General features: G+C 71.8%; 15 protein-coding genes. 3 read left to right on the forward strand and 12 right to left on the reverse strand.

Going from position 1 to position 22,048, the window contains the following annotated elements; all coding sequences use genetic code 11:
* Positions 1-74: 74 nt before the first annotated feature.
* Genes ACIDOF_RS27335 through ACIDOF_RS27345 form a run of 3 tightly spaced genes read right to left on the reverse strand, consistent with a single transcriptional unit; the run spans position 75 to position 2,136 of the window.
* The gene (locus ACIDOF_RS27335) at positions 75-380 is read right to left on the reverse strand and encodes an AzlD domain-containing protein (RefSeq protein ID WP_409008764.1); all 306 of its coding nucleotides are present in this window, start codon (positions 378-380) and stop codon (positions 75-77) included.
* Entirely contained in the window at positions 377-1,150 is a 774-nt protein-coding gene (locus tag ACIDOF_RS27340) for an AzlC family ABC transporter permease (RefSeq protein ID WP_409008765.1), read from the reverse strand. Before ACIDOF_RS27340 ends, ACIDOF_RS27335 begins: the two co-directional genes overlap by 4 nt.
* A gap of 2 nt (positions 1,151-1,152) precedes the next feature.
* Positions 1,153-2,136, reverse strand: coding sequence for an AraC family ligand binding domain-containing protein (locus ACIDOF_RS27345; RefSeq protein WP_409008785.1), 984 nt, complete (start codon positions 2,134-2,136; stop codon positions 1,153-1,155).
* Between the two features lie 195 nt (positions 2,137-2,331).
* Between ACIDOF_RS27345 and ACIDOF_RS27350 the strand changes: the two genes are divergently transcribed.
* From ACIDOF_RS27350 to ACIDOF_RS27360, 3 genes are all read left to right on the forward strand, one after another.
* Positions 2,332-6,990 (forward strand): ATP-dependent helicase, encoded by a 4,659-nt coding sequence (locus ACIDOF_RS27350; protein ID WP_409008766.1) that lies wholly within the window; start codon positions 2,332-2,334, stop codon positions 6,988-6,990.
* Between the two features lie 158 nt (positions 6,991-7,148).
* On the forward strand, positions 7,149-8,006 hold the full coding sequence (locus ACIDOF_RS27355; RefSeq protein ID WP_409008767.1) for an Fpg/Nei family DNA glycosylase: 858 nt from the start codon (positions 7,149-7,151) through the stop codon (positions 8,004-8,006).
* Positions 8,007-8,089: 83 nt separating this feature from the next.
* Positions 8,090-8,875, forward strand: coding sequence for an SDR family NAD(P)-dependent oxidoreductase (locus ACIDOF_RS27360; protein WP_409008768.1), 786 nt, complete (start codon positions 8,090-8,092; stop codon positions 8,873-8,875).
* Positions 8,876-9,562: 687 nt separating this feature from the next.
* Here ACIDOF_RS27360 and ACIDOF_RS27365 read toward each other — a convergent pair.
* From ACIDOF_RS27365 to ACIDOF_RS27405, 9 genes are all read right to left on the reverse strand, one after another.
* Positions 9,563-10,033: a Dps family protein gene (locus ACIDOF_RS27365; protein ID WP_409008769.1), complete on the reverse strand. Its 471-nt coding sequence runs from the start codon at positions 10,031-10,033 to the stop codon at positions 9,563-9,565.
* A gap of 271 nt (positions 10,034-10,304) precedes the next feature.
* Positions 10,305-10,724: a helix-turn-helix domain-containing protein gene (locus ACIDOF_RS27370; RefSeq protein WP_409008770.1), complete on the reverse strand. Its 420-nt coding sequence runs from the start codon at positions 10,722-10,724 to the stop codon at positions 10,305-10,307.
* Positions 10,725-10,833: 109 nt separating this feature from the next.
* The gene (locus ACIDOF_RS27375) at positions 10,834-11,364 is read right to left on the reverse strand and encodes a CinA family protein (protein ID WP_409008771.1); all 531 of its coding nucleotides are present in this window, start codon (positions 11,362-11,364) and stop codon (positions 10,834-10,836) included.
* Positions 11,361-12,020 (reverse strand): CDP-diacylglycerol--glycerol-3-phosphate 3-phosphatidyltransferase, encoded by a 660-nt coding sequence (gene pgsA, locus ACIDOF_RS27380; protein WP_409008772.1) that lies wholly within the window; start codon positions 12,018-12,020, stop codon positions 11,361-11,363. Before pgsA ends, ACIDOF_RS27375 begins: the two co-directional genes overlap by 4 nt.
* Positions 12,017-13,489: a 30S ribosomal protein S12 methylthiotransferase RimO gene (gene rimO / locus ACIDOF_RS27385; RefSeq protein WP_409008773.1), complete on the reverse strand. Its 1,473-nt coding sequence runs from the start codon at positions 13,487-13,489 to the stop codon at positions 12,017-12,019. Before rimO ends, pgsA begins: the two co-directional genes overlap by 4 nt.
* 138 nt (positions 13,490-13,627) lie before the next feature.
* The gene (locus tag ACIDOF_RS27390) at positions 13,628-14,470 is read right to left on the reverse strand and encodes a helix-turn-helix domain-containing protein (RefSeq protein WP_409008786.1); all 843 of its coding nucleotides are present in this window, start codon (positions 14,468-14,470) and stop codon (positions 13,628-13,630) included.
* A 237-nt stretch (positions 14,471-14,707) separates the two neighbouring features.
* Entirely contained in the window at positions 14,708-17,440 is a 2,733-nt protein-coding gene (locus ACIDOF_RS27395; RefSeq protein ID WP_409008774.1) for a DNA translocase FtsK, read from the reverse strand.
* Positions 17,441-17,743: 303 nt separating this feature from the next.
* Positions 17,744-18,430 (reverse strand): two-component system response regulator, encoded by a 687-nt coding sequence (locus ACIDOF_RS27400; RefSeq protein WP_409008775.1) that lies wholly within the window; start codon positions 18,428-18,430, stop codon positions 17,744-17,746.
* A 265-nt stretch (positions 18,431-18,695) separates the two neighbouring features.
* A partial coding sequence (locus ACIDOF_RS27405; protein WP_409008776.1) for a HAMP domain-containing protein occupies positions 18,696-22,048 on the reverse strand: 3,353 nt, incomplete at its 5' end.

A 22,048-nucleotide genomic window follows, 5' to 3' on the forward strand; every position in this document is an offset into this window, starting at 1 on the left:
GACTGCACGCGTGCGTGGTGCCTGTTCTCCGTACGCACCCCGGCGCTCGGCGTCCGCCCCAGGGACCGGCCCCCTCAGCCGAGAGCCCGCACCCCGGCCGTGACGATCACCGCCGCCGCGATGATCACCAGGAACGGCGCCCGGAGCAGGAAGGCCACACCCGCTGCGGCGAGCCCTGCGGCCTTCGCGTCGAGGATGAGGTGCTGGCCCTCGCCGAACGTCTGCTGGGCCGTGAGAGCGGCGAGCAGCGCCACGGGCAGGAGCGCGGCGAGGCGTTGGACGAGCGGCCGTTCGAGGACTCCGGCGGGCACCAGGAGGCCGAGCAGCTTGACGGCGTAGCAGCCGACGGCGGTCAGGGCGATGGCGAGCCAGACGTTCAACGGTCTTTCCTCTCACGTGCGCGGATCTTGCGGCCCTCCACGAAGAGCACGAGCGGAGCGGCGAGCGCGGCCACCAGGACGGGCACGCCCGCGGGCAGCACCGGAAGCAGCCCGAGGCCGAGGAGCACCGCGAGAAGCGCCACCGCGCGTTCCGTCGTCGAGCGCAGCATCGGCGCGAGCAGGGCGAGGAACGTGGCGGGTCCCGCCGCGTCGAGGCCCCACGCGGCGGTGTCCCCGATGGCCTCGGCACCGAGACCGCCGAGCAGTGTGGTGAGGTTCCACAGCACATAGAGGGTGAGTCCGGTGACCGTGAACCCGATCCGGCGGGCACGCCTGGTGGGCTGCGCCAGCGTGACTGCCGTGGTCTCGTCGATCACCCAGTGCGCGGCGAACGGCCGCACCGCGCGCGGAAGTTGCAGCAGTTGCGAAAGTCGCAACCCATAGAAGGCGTTTCGCACGCCGAGGAAGAAGGCGCCGGCCGCCGCGGTCAGCGGATTGCCGCCACCGGCGAGCGCGCCGACGAGCGCGAACTGCGAGGCCCCGGTGAACACGAGAAGGCTCAGGGCGCAGGTCTGCAAAAGGCTGAGCCCGTTGCCGACGGACGTCACGCCGAAGGCGAAGCCGGAGAGCCCGACGGCCAGACCCACGCCGAGCGCGTCGCGGACGACGGCGGAGTCGGACTTCACGACGCCCTGCGCGGACGCGGCGGCCCCGTCGTCGGCGGGTTCCTCTCCGGGGCGTATAGCTGCGGATGCTGTCTGTTCTGCCACGCCTAGGAACGTACGGTGAACGGCTCCGCGCGGTCTTGTACGTTCTTGCGCACCGCGCCGCCGGGGGCAGCCACCCCGGAGGTACGGGACGGAGATGCGCCCGTACGGGCCGGTGGCGTGCGGGTCGGCGAGAAGGCCGGTTCCTCCGCGAGCGGCACCACACCCCGCTCCCGGCGCGAGCGCTGGTACGCGCCCGGCGGCACCCCGACGATGCGGGTGAAGTGCCGGTTCAGGTGCGGCTGGTCGGTGAATCCCACGGCGGCCGCCGCGTCGGCGGGGGCGGTGCCCAGGTCGAGCAGGGCGCGGGCCCGGCGCACGCGCGCGTTGGTGAGCCAGGTGTGCGGCGGCATCCCGTACTGCTGCTTGAAGGCGCGCAGGAGGGCGAAGGGGCTGGTGCCGAGTTCACCGGCGAGCTCGTCGAGCGAAGGCGGCTCGGCCATGCGTGACTCCAGGACGTCGCGCGCGCGTGCCGCATTGCGGAAGCCCGCGGAGCGCGGCGGCCGGGCGGGCAGGGAGCTGCCGTACCGGCGCAGCAGCCGGGCCACGAGGATCCGCAGCACGCTGTCCGCCGCGAGCGCGTTGCCCTCCTCGGCGGCCCGGTGCACCTCGCGGATCATCCGCGCGCCCTGCGGGTCGGCGACCTCGACCTCGGCGAAGCCCACCGTGCCGCGCAGCGCGGTCGTCTCCGCGGCGATCTCGGCGACGACGTCGGCGGAGGGGTAGAGCGTCGAGTACGCCCACCCTTCGGGGACTCCGGCGCGTGCGGAGTGCGGCACTTCGGGGTTGAGCATGACGACGCTGCCCGGCGCGGCGTGGACCGTGCGGTCGGGCAGTACGACGTCCTCGACTCCGCCGCTGACGGCCCCGAACACATAGCCCTCGTGGCTGTGCCGGGGGAAGGAGTGCCGCACGTACCGGGCGCGGAGCAGGTCGATGCCCGGCAGCTGCTCGTGCTGCCAGTACCTCGCCCACTCCTCCTCGCCCATCCCCATACCGGCATTCTCGCAAAGCGCAGGTGGGCACGGCCGAGCGAAGGCGAACCCTCCGGACGGCGGCCAGGCCCGGCGGAGGCAGCCCCTCCGCCCGGCGGCAACGCCCGCAAAGCCGCGGCACGCACCGCCAACCCAGCCCCGTTTCCCCAGGTCAGGGCAATTGTCAGTGGCGCGGTGCACGATGGGGCCATGGCACGGACAGCGCTCGACTCGTTCTCACCCGCGACCCGCAGCTGGTTCACGGGAGCCTTCTCCGCGCCCACATCCGCTCAGGAGGGCGCGTGGCGGGCGATCGGCGAAGGCTCGGACGTGCTGGTCGTCGCCCCCACCGGCTCGGGCAAGACCCTGGCCGCGTTCCTGTCCGCGCTCGACGGGCTCGCGAGCACACCGCCGCCCGCGGACCCCAAGAAGCGCTGCCGAGTGCTGTACGTATCGCCCCTGAAGGCCCTCGCGGTGGACGTGGAGCGCAACCTCCGCTCCCCGCTGACCGGCATCCGGCAGGAGTCCGTGCGGCTCGGCCTGCCGGAGCCCGAAGTGAAGGTCGGCATCCGCTCCGGCGACACCCCGGCCGCCGAACGCCGCTCGCTGGCCACGAAGCCGCCGGACATCCTGATCACGACGCCGGAGTCGCTGTTCTTGATGCTGACGTCGTCCACGCGCGAGGCCCTGACCGGCATCGAGACGGTCATCCTGGACGAGGTGCACGCGGTGGCGGGCACCAAGCGCGGTGCGCACCTGGCGCTGTCCCTGGAGCGGCTCGACGAACTCCTGCCGCGCCCCGCCCGCCGCATCGGCCTGTCGGCGACGGTGCGGCCCGTGGACGAGGTGGCGCGCTATCTGTCGCCGCAGCGCCGGGTGGAGATCGTGCAGCCGCCCTCCGGCAAGGAGTTCGACCTGTCGGTGGTCGTCCCGGTCGAGGACCTGGGCGAGCTGGGCGGCTCCCCGGCGAGCGACGCCGACGACGCGCAGGGCGAGCGCCCCTCCATCTGGCCGCATGTGGAGGAGCGCATCGCCGACCTGGTGCAGGCGCACCGCTCCACGATCGTCTTCGCCAACTCCCGCCGCCTGGCGGAGCGGCTGTGCAACCGCCTCAACGAGATCGCGTACGAGCGGGCCACCGGCGAGGCGCTGCCCGAGGACCACTCGCCCGCCGAGCTGATGGCGGAATCCGGTGCGGCCAAGGGCGCCCCGCCGGTCCTCGCGCGCGCCCACCACGGTTCGGTCTCCAAGGAGCAGCGCGCCCTGGTCGAGGAGGACCTGAAGGCGGGCCGGCTCCCCGCCGTCGTCGCCACGTCCAGCCTGGAGCTGGGCATCGACATGGGCGCGGTGGACCTGGTCGTGCAGGTCGAGTCGCCGCCGTCGGTCGCCTCGGGCCTGCAGCGCGTGGGACGCGCGGGGCACCAGGTGGGGGCGGTCTCCACGGGCGTGGTCTTCCCGAAGTACCGGGGCGATCTGGTGCAGTCGGCGGTCGTGACCGAGCGGATGCGGTCCGGGTCCATCGAGTCGCTGCGGATCCCGGCCAACCCGCTGGACGTCCTGGCCCAACAGCTCGTCGCCATGGTCGCGTTGGACACCTGGCAGGTGGACGACCTGCTGGCGGTCGTGCGCCGCGCGGCGCCGTTCGCGGCCCTGCCGGAGTCGGCGTTCACGGCCGTCCTGGACATGCTCGCGGGGCGCTATCCCTCGGACGCCTTCGCCGAGCTGCGCCCGCGCGTGGTGTGGGACCGGGTGGCGGGCACGGTCACGGGCCGCCCGGGTGCGCAGCGCCTGGCCGTCACCTCGGGCGGCACGATCCCGGACCGCGGCCTGTTCGGGGTGTTCCTCGCCGGTTCCGACCCGAAGAAGGGCGGCGGCCGCGTCGGCGAGCTGGACGAGGAGATGGTGTACGAGTCCCGGGTCGGGGACGTGTTCACGCTCGGCACCAGCTCCTGGCGGATCGAGGACATCACGCGGGACCGTGTGCTGGTCTCCCCCGCCCCCGGGGTGCCGGGCCGGCTGCCGTTCTGGAAGGGCGACCAGCTGGGCCGCCCGCTCGAACTCGGCCGAGCGCTTGGCGCGTTCCTGCGCGAGATCGGCGGCCTCACCCAGGAGGCGGCCCACCACCGCCTGGCAGAAGCGGGCCTGGACCAGTGGGCCGCCGAGAACGTCCTGGCGTACCTGGACGAGCAGCGCAAGGCCTGCGGCCATGTGCCCGACGACCGCACGATCGTGGTGGAGCGCTTCCGCGACGAGCTGGGCGACTGGAGGATCGTCGTCCACTCCCCCTTCGGCGCCCAGGTGCACGCCCCCTGGGCGCTCGCCCTCGGCGCGAAGCTCACCGAGCGCTTCGGCATGGACGCCCAGGCGATGCACGCCGACGACGGCCTGGTCCTGCGCCTGCCCGACGCCGACCTGATGGGCCTCGACCTGCTCGACCAGGACCCGGCCAAACCCGGCCTGGAGTACGACGACGAGCAGGCACCGGTGGGCGCCGCGGACGTCGCGTTCGACAAGGGCGAGATCGACCAGGTCGTCACGGACCAGGTGGGCGGCTCCGCCCTGTTCGCCTCCCGGTTCCGCGAATGCGCCGCCCGCGCCCTGCTGCTGCCGCGCCGCAACCCGGGCAAGCGCACCCCGCTGTGGCAGCAGCGCCAGCGTGCCGCCCAACTCCTGGAGGTGGCCAGCGAGTTCGGCTCCTTCCCGATCGTCCTGGAGGCGGTGCGCGAGTGCCTCCAGGACGTCTTTGACGTACCGGGCCTGGTCGAGCTGATGGGTGACATCGAGTCACGCCGTGTCCGCCTGGTCGAGGTCACCACGCCGGAGCCGTCCCCCTTCGCCCGCTCCCTGCTGTTCGGCTATGTCGCGCAGTTCCTGTACGAGGGGGACTCGCCGCTCGCCGAGCGCCGCGCGGCCGCCCTGTCGCTGGACTCCCGTCTGCTCGCGGAGCTCCTCGGCCAGGCCGAGCTGCGCGAACTGCTCGACGCGGACGTGCTGACCGAGCTGGAGCGCGAGCTGCAGTGGCTCACCGACGACCGCCGCGTCAAGGACGCCGAAGGCGTGGCCGACCTGCTCCGCGTCCTCGGGCCGCTCACCGACGAGGAGTTGGCGCTGCGCGGCGCCGAGCCGCACTGGGCCGAGGAGCTGGCCGGCGCCCGCCGCGCCATCCGGGTCCGGATCGCGGGCGCCGACCACTGGGCGGCGGTCGAGGACGCGGGCCGGCTGCGGGACGCGCTCGGCACGGCCCTCCCGGTCGGCGTCCCGGAGGCGTTCACGGAGCCGGTCAAGGACCCGCTGGGCGACCTCCTGGCGAGGTACGCGCGCACGCACGGCCCGTTCACGTCCAGCGCGGCGGCGGCCCGCTTCGGCCTCGGCGCGGCCGTCACGGACGGGGCGCTGCACCGCCTGGCCGCGGGCGGCCGCGTCGTACAGGGCGAGTTCCACCCGGCGGGCATCGGCCAGGAGTGGTGCGACGCGACGGTGCTCCGCCGCCTGCGCCGCCGCTCCCTGGCGGCGCTGAGGCACGAGCTGGAGCCGGTGCCGCCGGCCGCGCTCGCCGGTTTCCTGCCGCAGTGGCAGCACGTGGGCAGTCACGGTCTGCGCGGCATCGACGGCCTGGTGCGGGCCATCGAGCAGTTGCAGGGCGCCTCCGTGCCCGCCTCGGCGCTGGAGAAGCTGATCCTGCCGTCGCGCGTGCGGGACTACACCCCGGCGCTGCTCGACGAACTCACCACCACGGGCGAGGTGTTGTGGGCCGGCGCGGGCGCCCTGCCCGGCAAGGACGGCTGGGTCTCGCTGTACCTCGCCGACACCGCGCCCCTGCTCCTGCCCGAGCCGCACCCGCTGGAGATCACGGCGCTCCAGGAGTCCGTCCTGACGGCGCTCTCTGGCGGGTACGGACTGTTCTTCCGCCAGATCGCCGACCAGGTGCGCGCCACCACGCACCCCGAGGCCACCGATCCGGAACTGGCGGACGCGATCTGGGAGTTGGCCTGGTCCGGCCGCCTCACCAACGACACCCTCGCCCCCATGCGCGCCCTCCTCGGCTCCGGCCGCACCGCGGGCTCCACGGCCCACCGCGCCCGACGCAACGTCCCCCGCGGGAGGTACGGATCGCTCACAGCGGCGGCACGCACGGGCGCGCGGCCGGTGTCCCGCTCCGGTCCGCCCACGGTCGCGGGCCGCTGGTCGCTGCTCCCCGGCCACGAACCCGACGGCACGCGACGCGCGCACGCCCTGGCCCGCACGCTCCTCGACCGGCACGGTGTGGTGACGCGCGGAGCGGTCGGCGCCGAGGGCGTGGAGGGCGGTTTCTCGGCGACGTACCGCGTCCTGTCGGCGTTCGAGGACAGCGGACAGGCACGCCGTGGGTACGTGGTGGAGGGCCTGGGCGCCGCGCAGTTCGCGATGGACGGGGCCGTGGACCGGCTGCGCGCGGCGGCCAACGCGCGCGACCGCGGCGACACCCCGGCGGGCGGCGAGCGCGCGGTGGTCCTGGCCGCCGCGGACCCGGCGAACGCCTACGGCGCGGCGCTCCCCTGGCCCGAGCCGCCCACCGGAGCGGGCCACAAGCCGGGCCGCAAGGCGGGCTCCCTGGTCGTCCTGGTGGACGGCGAGCTGACCCTGTACATGGAGCGCGGCGGCAAGACCCTGCTCGCCTGGCCCACCGACCCCGACGATCCGGCCTCCCCCGAGGACACCCGGCTGCACGCGGCCGCCGAAGCCCTGGCCTCGGCCGCCCGCGCGGGCGCGCTCGGCACGGTCACCGTGGAGCGGATCAACGGCGAGGCGGCCCTCACGTCACCCCATGGCGCGCTCCTGGAGGCGGCGGGCTTCATCGCCACCCCCAGAGGCCTGCGCCTCCGCGCGTGAACCCAAGCCCCCGCCCTCTGACGCCCCGACCCCACCCCTGAGCCCGCCGCCGACCACGACCACGACCACGACCACCAAGAGCGGACCAGACCACAACCCGGCACCAGCACCGGCACCAGCCCCAGCACCACACCGACATCCCCAGGGATGATGCCCCCATGCCCGAAGGAGACACCGTCCACCAGGCGGCCCGCCGACTGCACGAAGCGCTGGCCGGCGAAACCCTCACCCGCTCCGACCTGCGCGTCCCGAAATACGCCACCGCCGACCTCACCGGCCGCACGGTCCTGGACGTCACCCCGCGCGGAAAGCACCTGCTGACCCGCATCGAGGGCGGCCTCACCCTGCACTCGCATCTGCGGATGGACGGCTCGTGGAAGGTGTACGCGCCGGGCGAGCGCTGGCGCGGCGGCCCCGCACACCAGATCCGCGCGATCCTCGGCAACGCCCACCACACGGCCGTCGGGTACCGACTGCCCGTACTGGAACTGCTGCGCACCGCCGACGAGGACCGTGCCGTCGGCCACCTCGGGCCCGACCTCCTCGGCCCGGACTGGGACCAGGACCTGGCCGTGCGCAACCTCCTCGCCGACCCCGCCCGGCCCCTCGGCGAGGCCCTGCTCGACCAGCGCAACCTCGCGGGCATCGGCAATGTCTACAAGGCGGAGCTGTGCTTCCTGGCCCGCGTCACACCGTGGCTGCCGGTCGGCGAACTCCCCGAGGACATCCCCGTACGCCTGGTGGCCGCGGCGAAGCGGCTCCTCGAAGCCAACCGCGACCGTCCGGACCGCTCGACGACGGGCCGCCGCGACCCACGCCTGTACGTGTACGGCCGCGCCCCACGCCCCTGCCTGCGCTGTGGCACACCCGTACGCGTCACCGACCAGAGCCCGGAGCCGAGCACACGGCAAGAACCGGCACAAGCACCGAAGGAAGCCCCGTCGGCAGCCCCCAACGCCCGGGACCGCGTCACGTACTGGTGCCCCACCTGCCAAGAGGGCCCGAGCCCCGCCTGACCTCAAAGGGAGACGCCCCCACTGCAACAACCAACACCCGCACCTCAATTGACGACCCGTCAGTTCCTCCGTACCGTCCGAGCATGTCGACCTCCGCGCGTACCGCCCAGGATCTGACCGGCCGCACCGCGTTCGTCACCGGTGCCGCGAGCGGGATCGGGCGCGCGAGTGCCCTGCTGCTCGCCGACGCGGGCGCCGTCGTGCACTGCGCGGACCGCGACGCCCAAGGGCTGCACGAGACCGCGACCGCCGTCAAGGACGCGGGCGGCACCGCCCGCACCCACACGCTCGACGTCTCCGACCGCGCCCAGGTCGAGACCGCGATCCGGGCCGCGGACCGGGAGGACGGCCTCGATGTGCTCGCGGCCGTCGCGGGGATCATGCACAGCAGCCCCGTCCTGGAGACGACGGACCAGGACATGGACCGCGTGCTGGCGATCAACTTCAAGGGCGTCCTGTACGCGTGCCAGGCCGCGGCCAAGGCGATGATCGCCGCGGGCCGGCCCGGCTCGATCGTCACCATGGCCTCGGGCGCCGTCGACACCGGCGGACCCGGGCTACTCTGCTACGGCGCCGCCAAGGCCGCGGTCGTCCAGCTCACCAAGACGCTGGCCACGGAGGTGGGCCCGCACGGCATCCGCGTCAACGCGGTCGCGCCGGGGTGGATCCGCACGCCGATGACCGAGCGACGCAACAACGACGAGGCGCAGCTGCACACCGAGACGCTGATGTCCCGGATGTCGCCGCTCGGCCGGGTGGGCACGCCCGAGGACGTCGCCCATGCGGTGCTGCATCTCGCCTCGGACGCGGCGGCGTTCACGACGGGTCAGATCCTCCGCCCGAACGGCGGCGTCGCGATGCCTTGGTGACCGTACGACGACGGCTCCCCCACGCCCGACCACCCGCGCCACGACGCTCCCACGCCGCACCGACCGTACGGCCCGCGTCCCGCCGCAGCCGTCGCGCGCCCGCGCGCCAGCACCGCAGCTCGGCCTTCCAGCGCGCGCCCTCCTGCCGTGCCCGCCGGCGTGCGCTCACCGCGCGCGCGAACGGCACACAGTGCACGGGAAGCACGCTCAACCCCCACCCGCCGGCGAGGACGGCGCCCTCCACAACTCCCGTACGCCCGGGGGCGAGCGCGAGCCGTAACACCGCCCACCACCAAGCCGCACCGGCGACCAACGCGACCGCCACAAGCAGCCACCCCCGCAGGCCCCGCACGCCTCGCACACCCCGCGCTCCCAGCACACCGCGCACACCGCGCCCGAGCCACGTCATGGCAGCCTCCTCCGGCCGACGCCGTACCCGCGGCGCGATCACCAGACGGGTCGGCGCGCAGAAGACGTCAGAAGCATCAGAAGCACAGCAACCCCCCACGCAGACAGCCGAGTTACGCACACACCGAGCCCACCTAGCCCGACGAGCCCACCGAGGCCGACAAGCCCACCAAGCCCACCAAGCCCACCGGGCCCACCAAGCCCACCGGGCCCCGGGGCCCGCACACCGAGCCCCGGAAACCACTCAGCCCGGTCACGTACAGCGCAGCGCAGCGCCCCTCACCCGTTCTCGGCCTGGAACATCCAGTGGTGCTTCTCGAGGTCGGCGGTGATGCCGATGAAGATGTCCTGGCTGACCGGGTCGGCCTCACCCGTCGCCTCGACGCGCTCCCGCATCCGCGAGATCACCGCGCCGAGCGCGTCCACGAGCGTCTGGACCGCGTCCGAGTCCTTGACCCAGCCGTCCGGTACGTCTCCGATCCCGCTGGACCGCGCCACGGTCGCCGAGCGCCCGTCGGGCGAGACCCCGAGTGTGGCCGCCCGCTCCGCGACGGTGTCGGAGTGCTGCCGGGCAGTGTCGACGACCTCGTCGAGCTGCAGGTGCACGGAGCGGAAACGGGGTCCGACGACGTTCCAGTGCACCTGCTTGGCGACCAGTGACAGATCCACCAGGTCGACCAGGGCGCCCTGCAGCGCGTCGCCGACCGTCTTCAGGTCGGCATCGGACAAGGGGCTCTTCACGACGTACATGCGTGTCCTCCCGGACGAATCGATGGCAGGCGACCGTCCCCCTCTTCCTCAACCATCCCACAGAGCCCCAAAACCGGGCACTTCGGAGCGATCTCCGAAGCCCACCGCCCACGCTCGCCCGAGGGCACCGGAACGCGCGAAGGCCCCCGAACACACGCCCCCCGGAACGCGCGAAAGCCTCGGAACGCACGAAGGCCCCGGAACGCACGAAGGCCCCGACCAGAAGTGTTCAACTTCCGGTCGGGACCTTCGCAACGTCGGCGTCAGCGCCTCAGGCTGCTACGACATCCACAGCTTCCGCAGGCGCCTTGATCGTCACGCGCTCGGGTGGCACACCCGTCACGGACACCGAATTGAGCATGGGACGCACTCCAGCAGGCACAGCAGGCACACCGGGCACAGCCGGAACCGGCTCACGGACCGGCGCGGTCTCACCCGCGGCAGCCGACTCGGCCAGCTCGGCGAGCGCGAGCTCGTCGCTCACTTCCCGCATGAGCTCGGACATCCGTACGTCAAGCGCGTCGCAGATCGCGGAGAGCAGCTCGGAGGAAGCCTCCTTCTGCCCCCGCTCCACCTCGGAGAGATAGCCGAGCGAGACTCGGGCGGACGAGGAGACTTCGCGCAGAGTACGGCCCTGGCGCTGGCGCTGCCGACGCAGCACGTCACCCAGCAGGCGACGGAGCAGAATCATCGGTGGCTCCCTCCTCGGACCGCGTAGCCGCATCCTTCACGCCCCACCGTACCGCCTTGCGCGACGGCCGTGCGGGGAGCGATGTCGTGTTCACTCAGGGCTGCAAACATCAATTCCCCCCGTTCTGTTCCGTATCCTTTGCCCGCTCGTTCGCGATGAGTTCGTCTGCGAGCAGGTCGAGCACGCTCCGTACACTCTCCCTACGGATTTCCGAACGATCGCCGTTCAACCGCAGTGCGACGACTTTGCCGGGTCGTTCTCCGTCCACGTGGCCGGGACCTGCCACTGCCACGTACACCGTTCCGACGGGTTGGCCGTCCTGGGTCTCGGGCCCGGCGACGCCCGTGGTGGCGATCCCCCAGTCCGCGCCGAGCGCCCCGCGCACGCCCTGCGCCATCTGCCGGGCCACCTCGGGATCGACGGCTCCGCGCTCGGCCAGGAGGGTGCCGTCGACGCCTAGGACGCGCTGCTTCAGCTCCGTCGCGTACGCCGTCACCGAGCCGCGGAACGAGACCGAGGCGCCGGGCGCAGCGGTGAGCTCCGCGGCGACGAGTCCGCCGGTCAAGGACTCGGCGACGGCCAGGGTCCGGCCGTGCCGGGCGAGCAGCTCGAGCACCTCGGCCGCCCTGGACCCGGTCATGCCGCCTGCTCCTCGGCGTCCCGTCCCTTGCGCCGCAGCACGATCGCCTGGCGGACGTAGTCGAGGCCGGTGGCCACGGTCAGGACCACCGCGAGGGCCATCACCCAGAACCGCAGCGTGGCCAGCGGCCCGGTCAGCGCCAGGACGTACATCCCGACCGCGATGCCCTGCGAGAGCGTCTTCAGCTTGCCGCCGCGACTGGCCGGAATCACTCCGTACCGGATCACCCAGAAGCGCAGCAGGGTGATGCCGAGCTCGCGGCCGAGGATCACTCCGGTCACCCACCACGGCAGATCGCCGAGCGCGGAGAGACAGATCAGGGCGGCGCCCATGATCGCCTTGTCCGCGATCGGGTCGGCGATCTTCCCGAAGTCGGTGACCAGGTTGTACGTACGCGCCAGATGGCCGTCGAAGACGTCGGTGATCATGGCGATGGCGAAGGCGGCCCACGCGAAGGAGCGCCACATCGGGTCGTACCCGCCCTCGGCGAGCATCAGCGCGACGAAGGCCGGCACGAGCACGAGCCGGATCATCGTCAGGATGTTCGCGATGTTCCACAGGCTGGCCTGGTTGACGGCCGCAGCGCCCAGCTTGCCGCCGGGTGCTGCCGGCTGCCGGCCGGTGCCACCCGCCGCCGATGCCGGGACTCCGGTCATCTGCCCGCCTCCTCGGATACCTGCTCCACCACCAGGTCGACACCCAGAGTTCCGACCACCTTCGCCTCGACCATACGACCGACAGTCAAGCCCGCACCGTCCGCGAACACCACCTGGCCGTCCGTCTCGGGCGCCTGGTGCGCGGCGCGGCCGAAGGCGCCGTCCTCGCCGTCCAGGGACTCCACGAGCACCTGCAGCGTCTCGCCGACGCGCTCCTCGGCGCGCTGCGCGGTGAGCTCCTCGGCCAGCTGCGAGATCCGCGCCAGCCGCTCGGCGACGACGTCCTCGTCCAGCTTGTTCTCGTACGTGGCGGCCTCGGTGCCGTCCTCGTCCGAGTACCCGAACACGCCGATCGCGTCCAGGCGCGCGCCGTTCAGGAAGCGCTCCAGCTCGGCCACGTCCTCCTCGGTCTCGCCGGGGAAGCCCACGATGAAGTTGGACCGGGCGCCGGCCTGCGGGGCCTTGGTGCGGATCTGTTCGAGCAGGTCGAGGAACCGGTCGGTGTCGCCGAAGCGCCGCATCGCGCGGAGCACGCCGGGCGCGGAGTGCTGGAAGGACAGGTCGAAGTAGGGCGCGACCTTCGGGGTGGACGTCAGCACGTCGATGAGCCCGGGCCGCATCTCGGCGGGCTGCAGATAGCTGACGCGGACCCGCTCGATCCCGTCGACCTCGGCCAGCTCGGGCAGGAGCGCCTCGAGCAGCCGGATGTCCCCGAGATCCTTGCCGTACGAGGTGTTGTTCTCGGAGACCAGCATGATCTCCTTCACGCCCTGTTCGGCCAGCCAACGCGTCTCGTTCAGCACGTCGCTGGGTCGGCGCGAGATGAAGGAGCCGCGGAAGGACGGGATGGCGCAGAACGAGCAGCGGCGGTCGCAGCCGGAGGCCAGCTTGACCGAGGCGACCGGGGCGCTGCCCATGCGGCGGCGCAGCGGGGCGCGCGGCCCGGAGGCCGGGGCGAGGCCCTCCGGCAGGTCGGCGGGCTCGTTCTCGGGCGCCTGCGCGTGCCCGGGCAGGGCGACGCCGTCGGCGCCGGACTGCCGCTCGACGGGGCTGAGCGGAAGGAGCTTGCGGCGGTCGCGCGGGGCGTGCGCCTCCACGTTGCCGCCGCTGAGGATGGTGTTGAGGCGGCTGGAGATGTCGGTGTAGTCGTCGAAGCCGAGCACGCCGTCGGCCTCGGGCAGGGCGTCGGCGAGCTCCTTGCCGTACCGCTCGGCCATGCAGCCGACGGCCACGACGGCCTGGGTCCTGCCGTGGTCCTTGAGGTCGTTGGCCTCGAGCAGGGCGTCGACGGAATCCTTCTTCGCGGCGTCGACGAATCCGCAGGTGTTGACGACGGCTACGTCGGCGTCCGCGGCGTCCTCGACGAGGTGCCAGCCGTCCGCCTCCAAGCGGCCTGCGAGCTCCTCCGAGTCCACCTCGTTACGGGCGCAGCCAAGAGTGACGAGAGCGACGGTACGGCGTTCGGGCATGGGGTCAAGCGTACTTCGTCCCCACCGGCCCCCCTGCCGCGAGGTTCCCGACGGTACGCGGCCCGGGCCCCGGCACGGCCCCCGCACGCCCGAGGCCCGGCCCCCGAAGGGAACCGGGCCTCTCGGCTGCGGTCGTGCTCAGCCGACCTCGGGCGCTCCGCCGTTGTCGCTGCGGGTGTACGACAGGCGCTCGACCTGGCCGGGCTTGAACTCGTCCTTGACCTCCTTGCCGTTGACGAAGAGCTTGATCGCTCCGGCGTCACCGAGCACGAGGTCGATCTTCTGCTTGTCCGTGAAGGACTTGGACTGGCCCTGCTCGAGGAGGCCGTCAAACAGGATCGCGCCGTTGTGGTCCTTCGCCGAGATCCAGCTGCGCCCGTCGTCGGCGCTGACCATGACGGTCACCTTGTCCTTCGGGGCGCCGGCGATGGCGCTGTCCGTCGGCTCGGGCTTCGGGTCGGACGGCTTGTTCGGCGCGGGCTTCGACTCGGTGTCACCGCTCGTCGGGGAGCCCTCGGCGACCGGGTTCTTCGAACCCTGGCCGTCCTCCCCGCCGTTGAAGAGGGTGAAGCCGACGAAGCCGATGACCGCGACGATGGCGGCGACCATGGCCGCGGTCCAGTTGGGCCGGCGCGGTTCGGGCCGGATGCGCTCGGCCTCGAAGAGCGGTGCGGCGGGGGTGGGTGAGGGACGGCCGCCGTGCTCGGCGTCGTACCGCTCCAGGAGCGGCTCGGGGTCGATGCCGAGGGCGCGCGCGATGGTGCGGATGTGGCCGCGCGCGTACACGTCGCCGCCGCAGCGGGAGAAGTCCTCCTGCTCGATGGCGTGCACGATCGGGACGCGCACCCGCGTCGCCGCGCTGATCTCTTCGACGGTGCGGCCCGAGTCGATTCTCGCCTGCTGGAGGGCACGGCCGACCGAAGGCCGGTCGTCTTCGGGGATCGAAGGACGGTCTTCTTCAGGAGAGTTGCCGATGGACACGAGGGCGCCTTTCGAGCGTGCAGCCACCTGCTGGACGTTCAGTCTAGGGGGGGTACGAAAGGGTCGGGCAAGCGGGCGGATGCAGTGGTTACGCCATCGGTATGGCCGGTCTCACCGCCGGCGGACCGGGGGTGAGGCATCCTTCCGTCACCCTTCCCAACTCTTTCCAACTTGACGTACCGGAAAGGGAAACGGTTGCCTGCCGAATCCTTTCGGTGGAGTCTCGGCCGACTGTTCCTACGGTTGAGCCTCCCCGCGGATCACGGCGAGCACTCCATCGAGTTCGTCCGGCTTCACGAGCACGTCGCGCGCCTTGGAGCCCTCGCTGGGGCCGACGATGTTCCGCGACTCCATCAGGTCCATCAGGCGGCCCGCCTTCGCGAAGCCCACGCGGAGCTTGCGCTGCAGCATCGAGGTCGACCCGAACTGCGTGGAGACGACCAGCTCGGCGGCCTGGCAGAGCAGGTCGAGGTCGTCGCCGATGTCCTCGTCGATCTCCTTCTTCTGCTTGGTGCCGACGGTGACGTCGTCCCGGAAGACGGGCGCCATCTGATCCTTGCAGTGCTGGACGACGGCGGCGACCTCGGCCTCGGTCACGAAGGCGCCCTGCATACGCGTCGGCTTGTTCGCCCCCATCGGCAGGAACAGGCCGTCGCCCTTGCCGATGAGTTTCTCGGCGCCGGGCTGGTCGAGGATGACGCGGCTGTCGGCGAGCGAGGAGGTCGCGAAGGCGAGCCGGGACGGCACATTGGCCTTGATGAGGCCGGTGACGACGTCGACGGAGGGCCGCTGCGTGGCGAGCACGAGGTGGATGCCGGCGGCCCGGGCGAGCTGCGTGATGCGCACGATCGCGTCCTCGACGTCCCGCGGCGCCACCATCATCAGGTCGGCGAGCTCGTCGACGATCACCAGGAGGTACGGGTACGGCTGCAGCTCCCGCTCACTGCCCGGGGGCGGCTCCACCTTGCCGTTGCGCACGGCCTCGTTGAAGTCGTCGATGTGCCGGAAGCCGTACGCCGCGAGGTCGTCGTAGCGCAGGTCCATCTCCCGTACGACCCACTGCAGGGCCTCGGCGGCGCGCTTCGGGTTGGTGATGATCGGGGTGATGAGGTGCGGGATGCCCTCGTACGCGGTGAGTTCGACGCGCTTGGGGTCGACCAGGACCATCCGGACGTCCTCCGGCGTCGCGCGCACCATGATCGAGGTGATCAGGCAGTTGATGCACGAGGACTTTCCGGATCCGGTGGCGCCGGCGACCAGGATGTGCGGCATCTTCGCCATGTTGGCCATGACGTAGCCGCCCTCGACGTCCTTGCCGAGCGCGACCAGCATCGGGTGGTCGTCCTCGGCGGCGTCGGCGAGCCGGAGCACGTCGCCGAGGTTGACCATCTCGCGGTCGGTGTTGGGGATCTCGATGCCGACGGCGGACTTGCCGGGGATCGGCGAGATGATCCGCACGTCCGGTGAGGCCACGGCGTACGCGATGTTCTTCGTCAGGGCCGTGATCTTCTCGACCTTCACGGCGGGGCCGAGCTCGACCTCGTAGCGCGTGACCGTCGGGCCGCGGGTGAAGCCGGTGACGGCCGCGTCGACCTTGAACTCGGTGAAGACGTTGGACAGCGCCTCCACGACCGCGTCGTTGGCCGCGCTGCGGGACTTGCCGGGTCCGCCGCGGGTGAGCAGGTCGAGGGAGGGCAGCGCGTACGTGATGTCCCCGGAGAGCTGCAACTGCTCGGCGCGCGGCGGGAGATCGCGGGGTGCCTCGGGGGCGGCCTTGGTGAGGTCGGGCACGGACCGCTCGCCCGTGTCGGAGTCCTCGGGGGCCTTCTTCCGGGCGCCGCGGGCGGGCGGCACCGGCGTCGGCGTGGTCTCCTCGGGGCGCTCGGCGGGCGAGACACCCTGGGTGAGGTCGGCGACGAGCGGAGAGGGCGGCATGCCGTGCAGCACCGCGCCGTCGAGGGCGGCGGCGGCCGCGGCGGCCACGTCCACGGCGTCCATCGGCTTGTCGAGGTCCGGCTGTACGCCGGGGCGCCGGGGCCGGCCGCGGCGCTTGCTGAGCGCCTCCTCCTCGGCGTGCTCCGGGTCGTACGCGTCGGGCGGGGTCTGCCGCGTGCGGCGCTTCTGTTTGGCGGGCAGGGCCTCGCGCCACTGCTCCTCGTACCGCGCGTCGTCCTCGGTGAACTGCTCGGCGGCGACGTCGGGTTGGACGATGCCGAGCTTCTCGCCGAGCTGCCGCAGCCGCTGCGGAATGGCGTTGACGGGCGTCGCGGTGACGACGAGCAGCCCGAACACGGTGAGCAGCACGAGCAGCGGTACGGCGAGGACCTCGCCCATCGCGAAGACCAGCGGCCGGGAGACGCCCCAGCCGATGAGGCCGCCCGCGTCCCTTATGGCCTCGGTGCCCTCCTCGCGCCCCGGCGATCCGCACGCCACGTGGACCTGGCCGAGCACGCCGATGACGAGCGCGGACAGGCCGATGACGATGCGCCCGTTGGCGTCGGGCTTCTCGGGGTGCCGGATCAGGCGCACGGCGACGGCGCCGAGCAGCAGGGGGACGAGCAGGTCGAGCCGGCCGAAGGCTCCCGTGACGAGCATCTCGACGAGGTCGCCGACCGGGCCGCGCAGGTTCGACCAGGTGCCGGCCGCGCAGATCAGGGCGATGCCGAGGAGGAGCAGCGCCAACCCGTCCTTGCGGTGGGCCGGGTCGAGTCCCTTCGCTCCGCGCCCTATGCCGCGGAACATCGCGCCGACGGCGTGGGCGAGGCCGAGCCAGCAGGCACGCGCGACCTTGTAGACACCGCCGGTGGGGTTCGGGGCCGGCTTGGGTGCGGGCTTCTTCGCCGCCGCTTTCCTGGCGGGGGCTTTCTTCGCGGGCGCCTTCTTCGCCACGGCCTTCTTAGCCGGAGCCTTCTTGGGGGCGGCCGCCTTCTTCGCGGGCGCCTTCTTGGCTGCGGACGGACGTGAGGCCATGAGGGTGAGGTTACCTTCGCGGACCACGGCGGACACGTGTGCCCACCGCTTCACCCGTTCGTGTCGCCCTTGCGGGGCCCGGCGGCTGACGTGCGCTCAGCTGCCGGCCGTTTCCTTCGGATCAGGCCGGATCCGGTCGGCGTCCACTGCTCGGTCGAGTCGAGCGGGGTCTGGTGCGTGCAGCTGCAAGGCGGAGGAGGGCGACATGGCGGAGCCATGGCAACCGACGACAACGCCGCAGATGGGCGTGCCAGACCCCGCGCCCCCGGCAAGATCCGAAGGGGACGGCCTAGGGCGCACCGGTCAGTTCTGCGTCGGCAGCGTGGCCGTACCGCTGTCGGTGCCGGGCTCCAGGGCGTCAAGTGCCCTGCGGAGTCCGGTGAGTTTGCGCTCCAGGTGGGCCGCGGTGGCGACGGCGGCGGCGTCCGCCGAATCGTCGTCGAGCTGCTTGGAGAGGGCCTCGGCCTGCTCCTCGACCGCGGCGAGGCGGGCGGAGAGCTCGGCGAGGAGTCCGGTGGGCTCCTGCGCGTCGCCGACGGCGGTCCGGCCGGCGCCGCCCTCCAGCTGGAGGCGGAGCAGGGCGGCCTGCTCCCGGAGTTGGCAGTTCTTCATGTACAGCTCGACGAACACCGAGACCTTGGCGCGCAGCACCCACGGGTCGAAGGGCTTCGAGATGTAGTCCACCGCGCCCGCCGCGTATCCGCGGAAAGTGTGGTGGGGGCCGTGGTTGATTGCCGTGAGGAAGATGATCGGGATGTCCCGGGTCCGCTCGCGGCGCTTGATGTGCGCGGCGGTCTCGAAACCGTCCATGCCCGGCATCTGGACGTCCAGCAGAATGACCGCGAAGTCGTCCGTGAGCAGTGCCTTGAGCGCTTCCTCCCCGGACGATGCCCGCACCAGCGTCTGATCGAGCGCGGAGAGGATGGCCTCCAGCGCAAGCAGATTCTCCGGCCGGTCATCGACCAGGAGGATCTTGGCCTTCTGCACCATGGCCCGTCCTCCTCGCCCCGGCTGAGCACCGGTCGCCGCCCCAGGGGACGACTCCGTCTCGCCGCCCGTCCTTGTGCCGGTCATGGTAGCTGCACCCCACTCGTCGCCACACCCTGTCACCGCGATGTCACTGTGCCCGTAGCAGAAACGGCGCGGGAACCGGGAAAGTTCCCCGATCCCCGCACCCTTACACGGAATCGGCCACGTTCAGTCAGCAACTACGCCTGGTCTGTCCGCGATTACGCCGAGACACGTCACCCTGCGCTCACTCTCCGCTCATCCAGCGCTGCATGACCGAAAGCAGGTGGTCCGGGTCGACCGGCTTCGTCACGTAGTCGGACGCTCCGGACTGGATCGCCTTCTCCCGGTCGCCCTTCATCGCCTTCGCGGTCAGCGCGATGATCGGGAGCCCGGCGAACTGCGGCATCCTGCGGATCGCCGTCGTCGTCGCGTACCCGTCCATCTCCGGCATCATGATGTCCATCAGGACCAGCGTCGTGTCGTCGTGCTGCTCCAGGACCTCGATGCCCTCGCGGCCGTTCTCCGCGTACAGCACGGACAGGCCGTACTGCTCCAGGACGCTGGTCAGCGCGAACACGTTGCGGATGTCGTCGTCGACGATCAGGACCTTCTCGCCGGCGAAGTGGAACGTCGGGCGCGCGTTCTCCTCCGTCTCCTCCGCCGGCCACTGCTCGGGCGCGGGCTGCGGGGCGCTCGACGCCGCCGGGGACGCCGACGGGGCCGGCTGGCCGGGCAGCGCCGGGCGCTGCTCCGGGGCCTGCACGCTGCGCCTGCGCCGCCGGAACAGCGTCCCGGACGTCGCCGTCGGCGCCTGCGGCTCCGCGGCCGGCTCCGGCGCGGGCTCCTCCGCCGCGGTCTCGTCGTCCTCCGGCACCGCGGGCAGCGCCGGCGGCGTCATCGACTCCATCCCGGCCGGCAGGACCGGCGGCAGCTGCGAGTAGCCCTGCGGCGGCAGCTCCCCCGGGTGCAGCGGCAGGTACAGCGTGAACGTCGAGCCGCGGCCCGGCTCGCTCGCCGCGTGGATCTCACCGCCGAGCAGCCGCGCGATCTCCCGGCTGATGGACAGGCCGAGGCCCGTACCGCCGTACTTGCGGCTCGTCGTGCCGTCGGCCTGCTTGAACGCCTCGAAGATCACCCGCATCTTGCTGCCGGCGATGCCGATCCCGGTGTCCGTGACCGAGAACGCGATCAGCTCCGCGTCCGCGTCCCGCAGCGAGCCCGCCTCGAGCAGCTGCTCCCGGATGCCGTCCGGCACATCGGCGCCGGCCGGCCGGATCACCAGCTCGACCGCGCCGCTCTCGGTGAACTTCACCGCGTTCGCAAGGAGGTTCCGCAGCACCTGGAGCAGCCGCTGCTCGTCCGTGTTCAGCGTCGCGGGCAGCTCCGGCGACACCCGTACGGAGAAGTCCAGGCCCTTTTCCGCCGTCAGCGGGCGGAACGTCGCCTCCACGTAGTCGACGAGCTGGACGAGCGCGATCCGGGTCGGCGAGACGTCCATCTTGCCCGCCTCGACCTTCGACAGGTCCAGGATGTCGTTGATCAGCTGCAACAGGTCCGAGCCCGCCCCGTGGATCGTCTCCGCGAACTCGACCTGCTTCGGCGAGAGGTTGCCCTCCGCGTTGTCCGCGAGCAACTTGGCGAGGATGAGGAGGGAGTTGAGCGGCGTGCGCAGCTCGTGCGACATGTTCGCCAGGAACTCCGACTTGTACCGCATGGAGATCGCCAGCTGCTCGGCGCGCTCCTCCAGGACCTGCCGCGCCTCCTCGATCTCGGTGTTCTTCACCTCGATGTCGCGGTTCTGCTGCGCGAGCAGCTCGGCCTTCTCCTCCAGCTCCGCGTTGGACGCCTGCAGCGCCTTCTGCCGGTTCTCCAACTCGGCCGAACGCTCCCGGAGTTGCTCGGTCAGCTCCTGCGACTGCTTCAGCAGCACCTCCGTCTTCGTATTGACGGAGATCGTGTTCACCGACGTCGCGATCATCTCGGCGATCTGGCTCAGGAAGTCCCGCTGGATCTGCGTGAACGGCTGGAACGACGCCAGCTCGATCACGCCGAGCACCTTGCCCTCGAACAGCACCGGCAGCACGATCACCTGGGCCGGCGGGGCGTCCCCGAGACCCGAGGCGATCTTCAGGTAGCCGCTCGGCGCGTTCTCCACCAGGATCGTGCGCTTCTCCGTCGCGGCCGTGCCGATCAGCGTCTCGCCGGGCTTGAACGACGTGGGCATCGACCCCATCGAGTACCCGTAACTGCCCAGCATCCGCAGCTCGTACGACTCCTCGTCGTCCTCGACCGCGAGCTCCGCGCCGTCGTCCGTGGGCACCGAGAGGAAGAACGCGCCGTGCTGAGCCGACACCACCGGCGTCAGCTCGCTCATGATCAGGCTCGCCACGTCCTCCAGGTCGCGGCGGCCCTGCATCAGACCCGAGATACGGGCCAGGTTGCCCTTGAGCCAGTCCTGCTCCTTGTTCGCGATCGTGGTGTCGCGCAGGTTGGCGATCATCGTGTTGATGTTGTCCTGCAGGACCTGGATCTCGCCCGAGGCGTCCACGTCGATCTTCAGGTTCAGGTCACCGCGGGTCACCGCCGTCGCGACCGCCGCGATCGCGCGCACCTGCCGGGTCAGGTTCCCGGCCATCTCGTTCACGGACTCGGTCAGGTCGCGCCACGTGCCGTCCACGTCCCGCACCCGCGCCTGGCCGCCCAACTGGCCCTCGGTGCCCACCTCGCGGGCCACCCGGGTCACCTGCTCGGCGAACGACGACAGCTGGTCCACCATCGTGTTGATGGTCGTCTTCAGCTCCAGGATCTCGCCGCGCGCGTCGATGTCGATCTTCTTCGTCAGGTCACCCTTGGCGATGGCCGTCGTGACCATCGCGATGTTGCGCACCTGACCGGTCAGGTTGGACGCCATCGAGTTCACCGACTCGGTGAGGTCCTTCCACGTACCCGCGACGCCCGGTACGCGCGCCTGGCCGCCGAGGATGCCGTCCGTGCCCACCTCGCGGGCCACGCGCGTGACCTCGTCGGCGAACGAACTCAGCGTCGTCACCATCGTGTTGACCGTGTCGGCGAGCTGCGCGACCTCGCCGCGCGCCTCCACCGTGACCTTCTTCGTCAGGTCGCCGTTGGCCACCGCCGTCGCGACCTGGGAGATGTTCCGCACCTGGCTGGTGAGGTTGTTGGCCATCAGGTTCACGTTGTCGCTCAGGTCCTTCCAGATGCCGATGACACCCGGCACCCGCGCCTGACCGCCCAACTGGCCTTCCGTGCCCACCTCGCGGGCCACCCGGGTCACCTGCTCGGCGAACGACGACAGCTGGTCCACCATCGTGTTCACCGTGGTGACGAGTTCGAGGATCTCGCCCTTCGCGTCGACGGTGATCTTCTTCGACAGGTCGCCGTTGGCCACCGCCGTCGTCACCTCGGCGATGTTCCGCACCTGGCTGGTGAGGTTGTTCGCCATGCCGTTCACGGACTGCGTGAGGTCCTTCCACGTACCCGCCACGCCCTGCACCTCGGCCTGGCCGCCGAGGATGCCGTCCGTACCCACCTCGCGGGCCACCCGCGTCACCTGCTCGGCGAACGCGGAGAGCTGGT

It is taken from the genome of Streptomyces sp. Da 82-17, from assembly GCF_046098215.1.
GTDB lineage: Bacteria > Actinomycetota > Actinomycetes > Streptomycetales > Streptomycetaceae > Streptomyces.

What these genes read in the sequence shown, in the direction of transcription:
- ACIDOF_RS27375 (WP_409008771.1), bottom strand. Translation starts at nt 11,364, where the DNA reads ATGACCGGGTCCAGGGCGGCCGAGGTGCTCGAGCTGCTCGCCCGGCAC.
- ACIDOF_RS27370 (WP_409008770.1), bottom strand. Translation starts at nt 10,724, where the DNA reads ATGATTCTGCTCCGTCGCCTGCTGGGTGACGTGCTGCGTCGGCAGCGC.
- ACIDOF_RS27360 (WP_409008768.1), top strand. Translation starts at nt 8,090, where the DNA reads ATGTCGACCTCCGCGCGTACCGCCCAGGATCTGACCGGCCGCACCGCG.
- ACIDOF_RS27365 (WP_409008769.1), bottom strand. Translation starts at nt 10,033, where the DNA reads ATGTACGTCGTGAAGAGCCCCTTGTCCGATGCCGACCTGAAGACGGTC.
- ACIDOF_RS27350 (WP_409008766.1), top strand. Translation starts at nt 2,332, where the DNA reads ATGGCACGGACAGCGCTCGACTCGTTCTCACCCGCGACCCGCAGCTGG.
- pgsA (WP_409008772.1), bottom strand. Translation starts at nt 12,020, where the DNA reads ATGACCGGAGTCCCGGCATCGGCGGCGGGTGGCACCGGCCGGCAGCCG.
- ACIDOF_RS27395 (WP_409008774.1), bottom strand. Translation starts at nt 17,440, where the DNA reads ATGGCCTCACGTCCGTCCGCAGCCAAGAAGGCGCCCGCGAAGAAGGCG.
- ACIDOF_RS27400 (WP_409008775.1), bottom strand. Translation starts at nt 18,430, where the DNA reads ATGGTGCAGAAGGCCAAGATCCTCCTGGTCGATGACCGGCCGGAGAAT.
- ACIDOF_RS27355 (WP_409008767.1), top strand. Translation starts at nt 7,149, where the DNA reads ATGCCCGAAGGAGACACCGTCCACCAGGCGGCCCGCCGACTGCACGAA.
- rimO (WP_409008773.1), bottom strand. Translation starts at nt 13,489, where the DNA reads ATGCCCGAACGCCGTACCGTCGCTCTCGTCACTCTTGGCTGCGCCCGT.
- ACIDOF_RS27345 (WP_409008785.1), bottom strand. Translation starts at nt 2,136, where the DNA reads ATGGGCGAGGAGGAGTGGGCGAGGTACTGGCAGCACGAGCAGCTGCCG.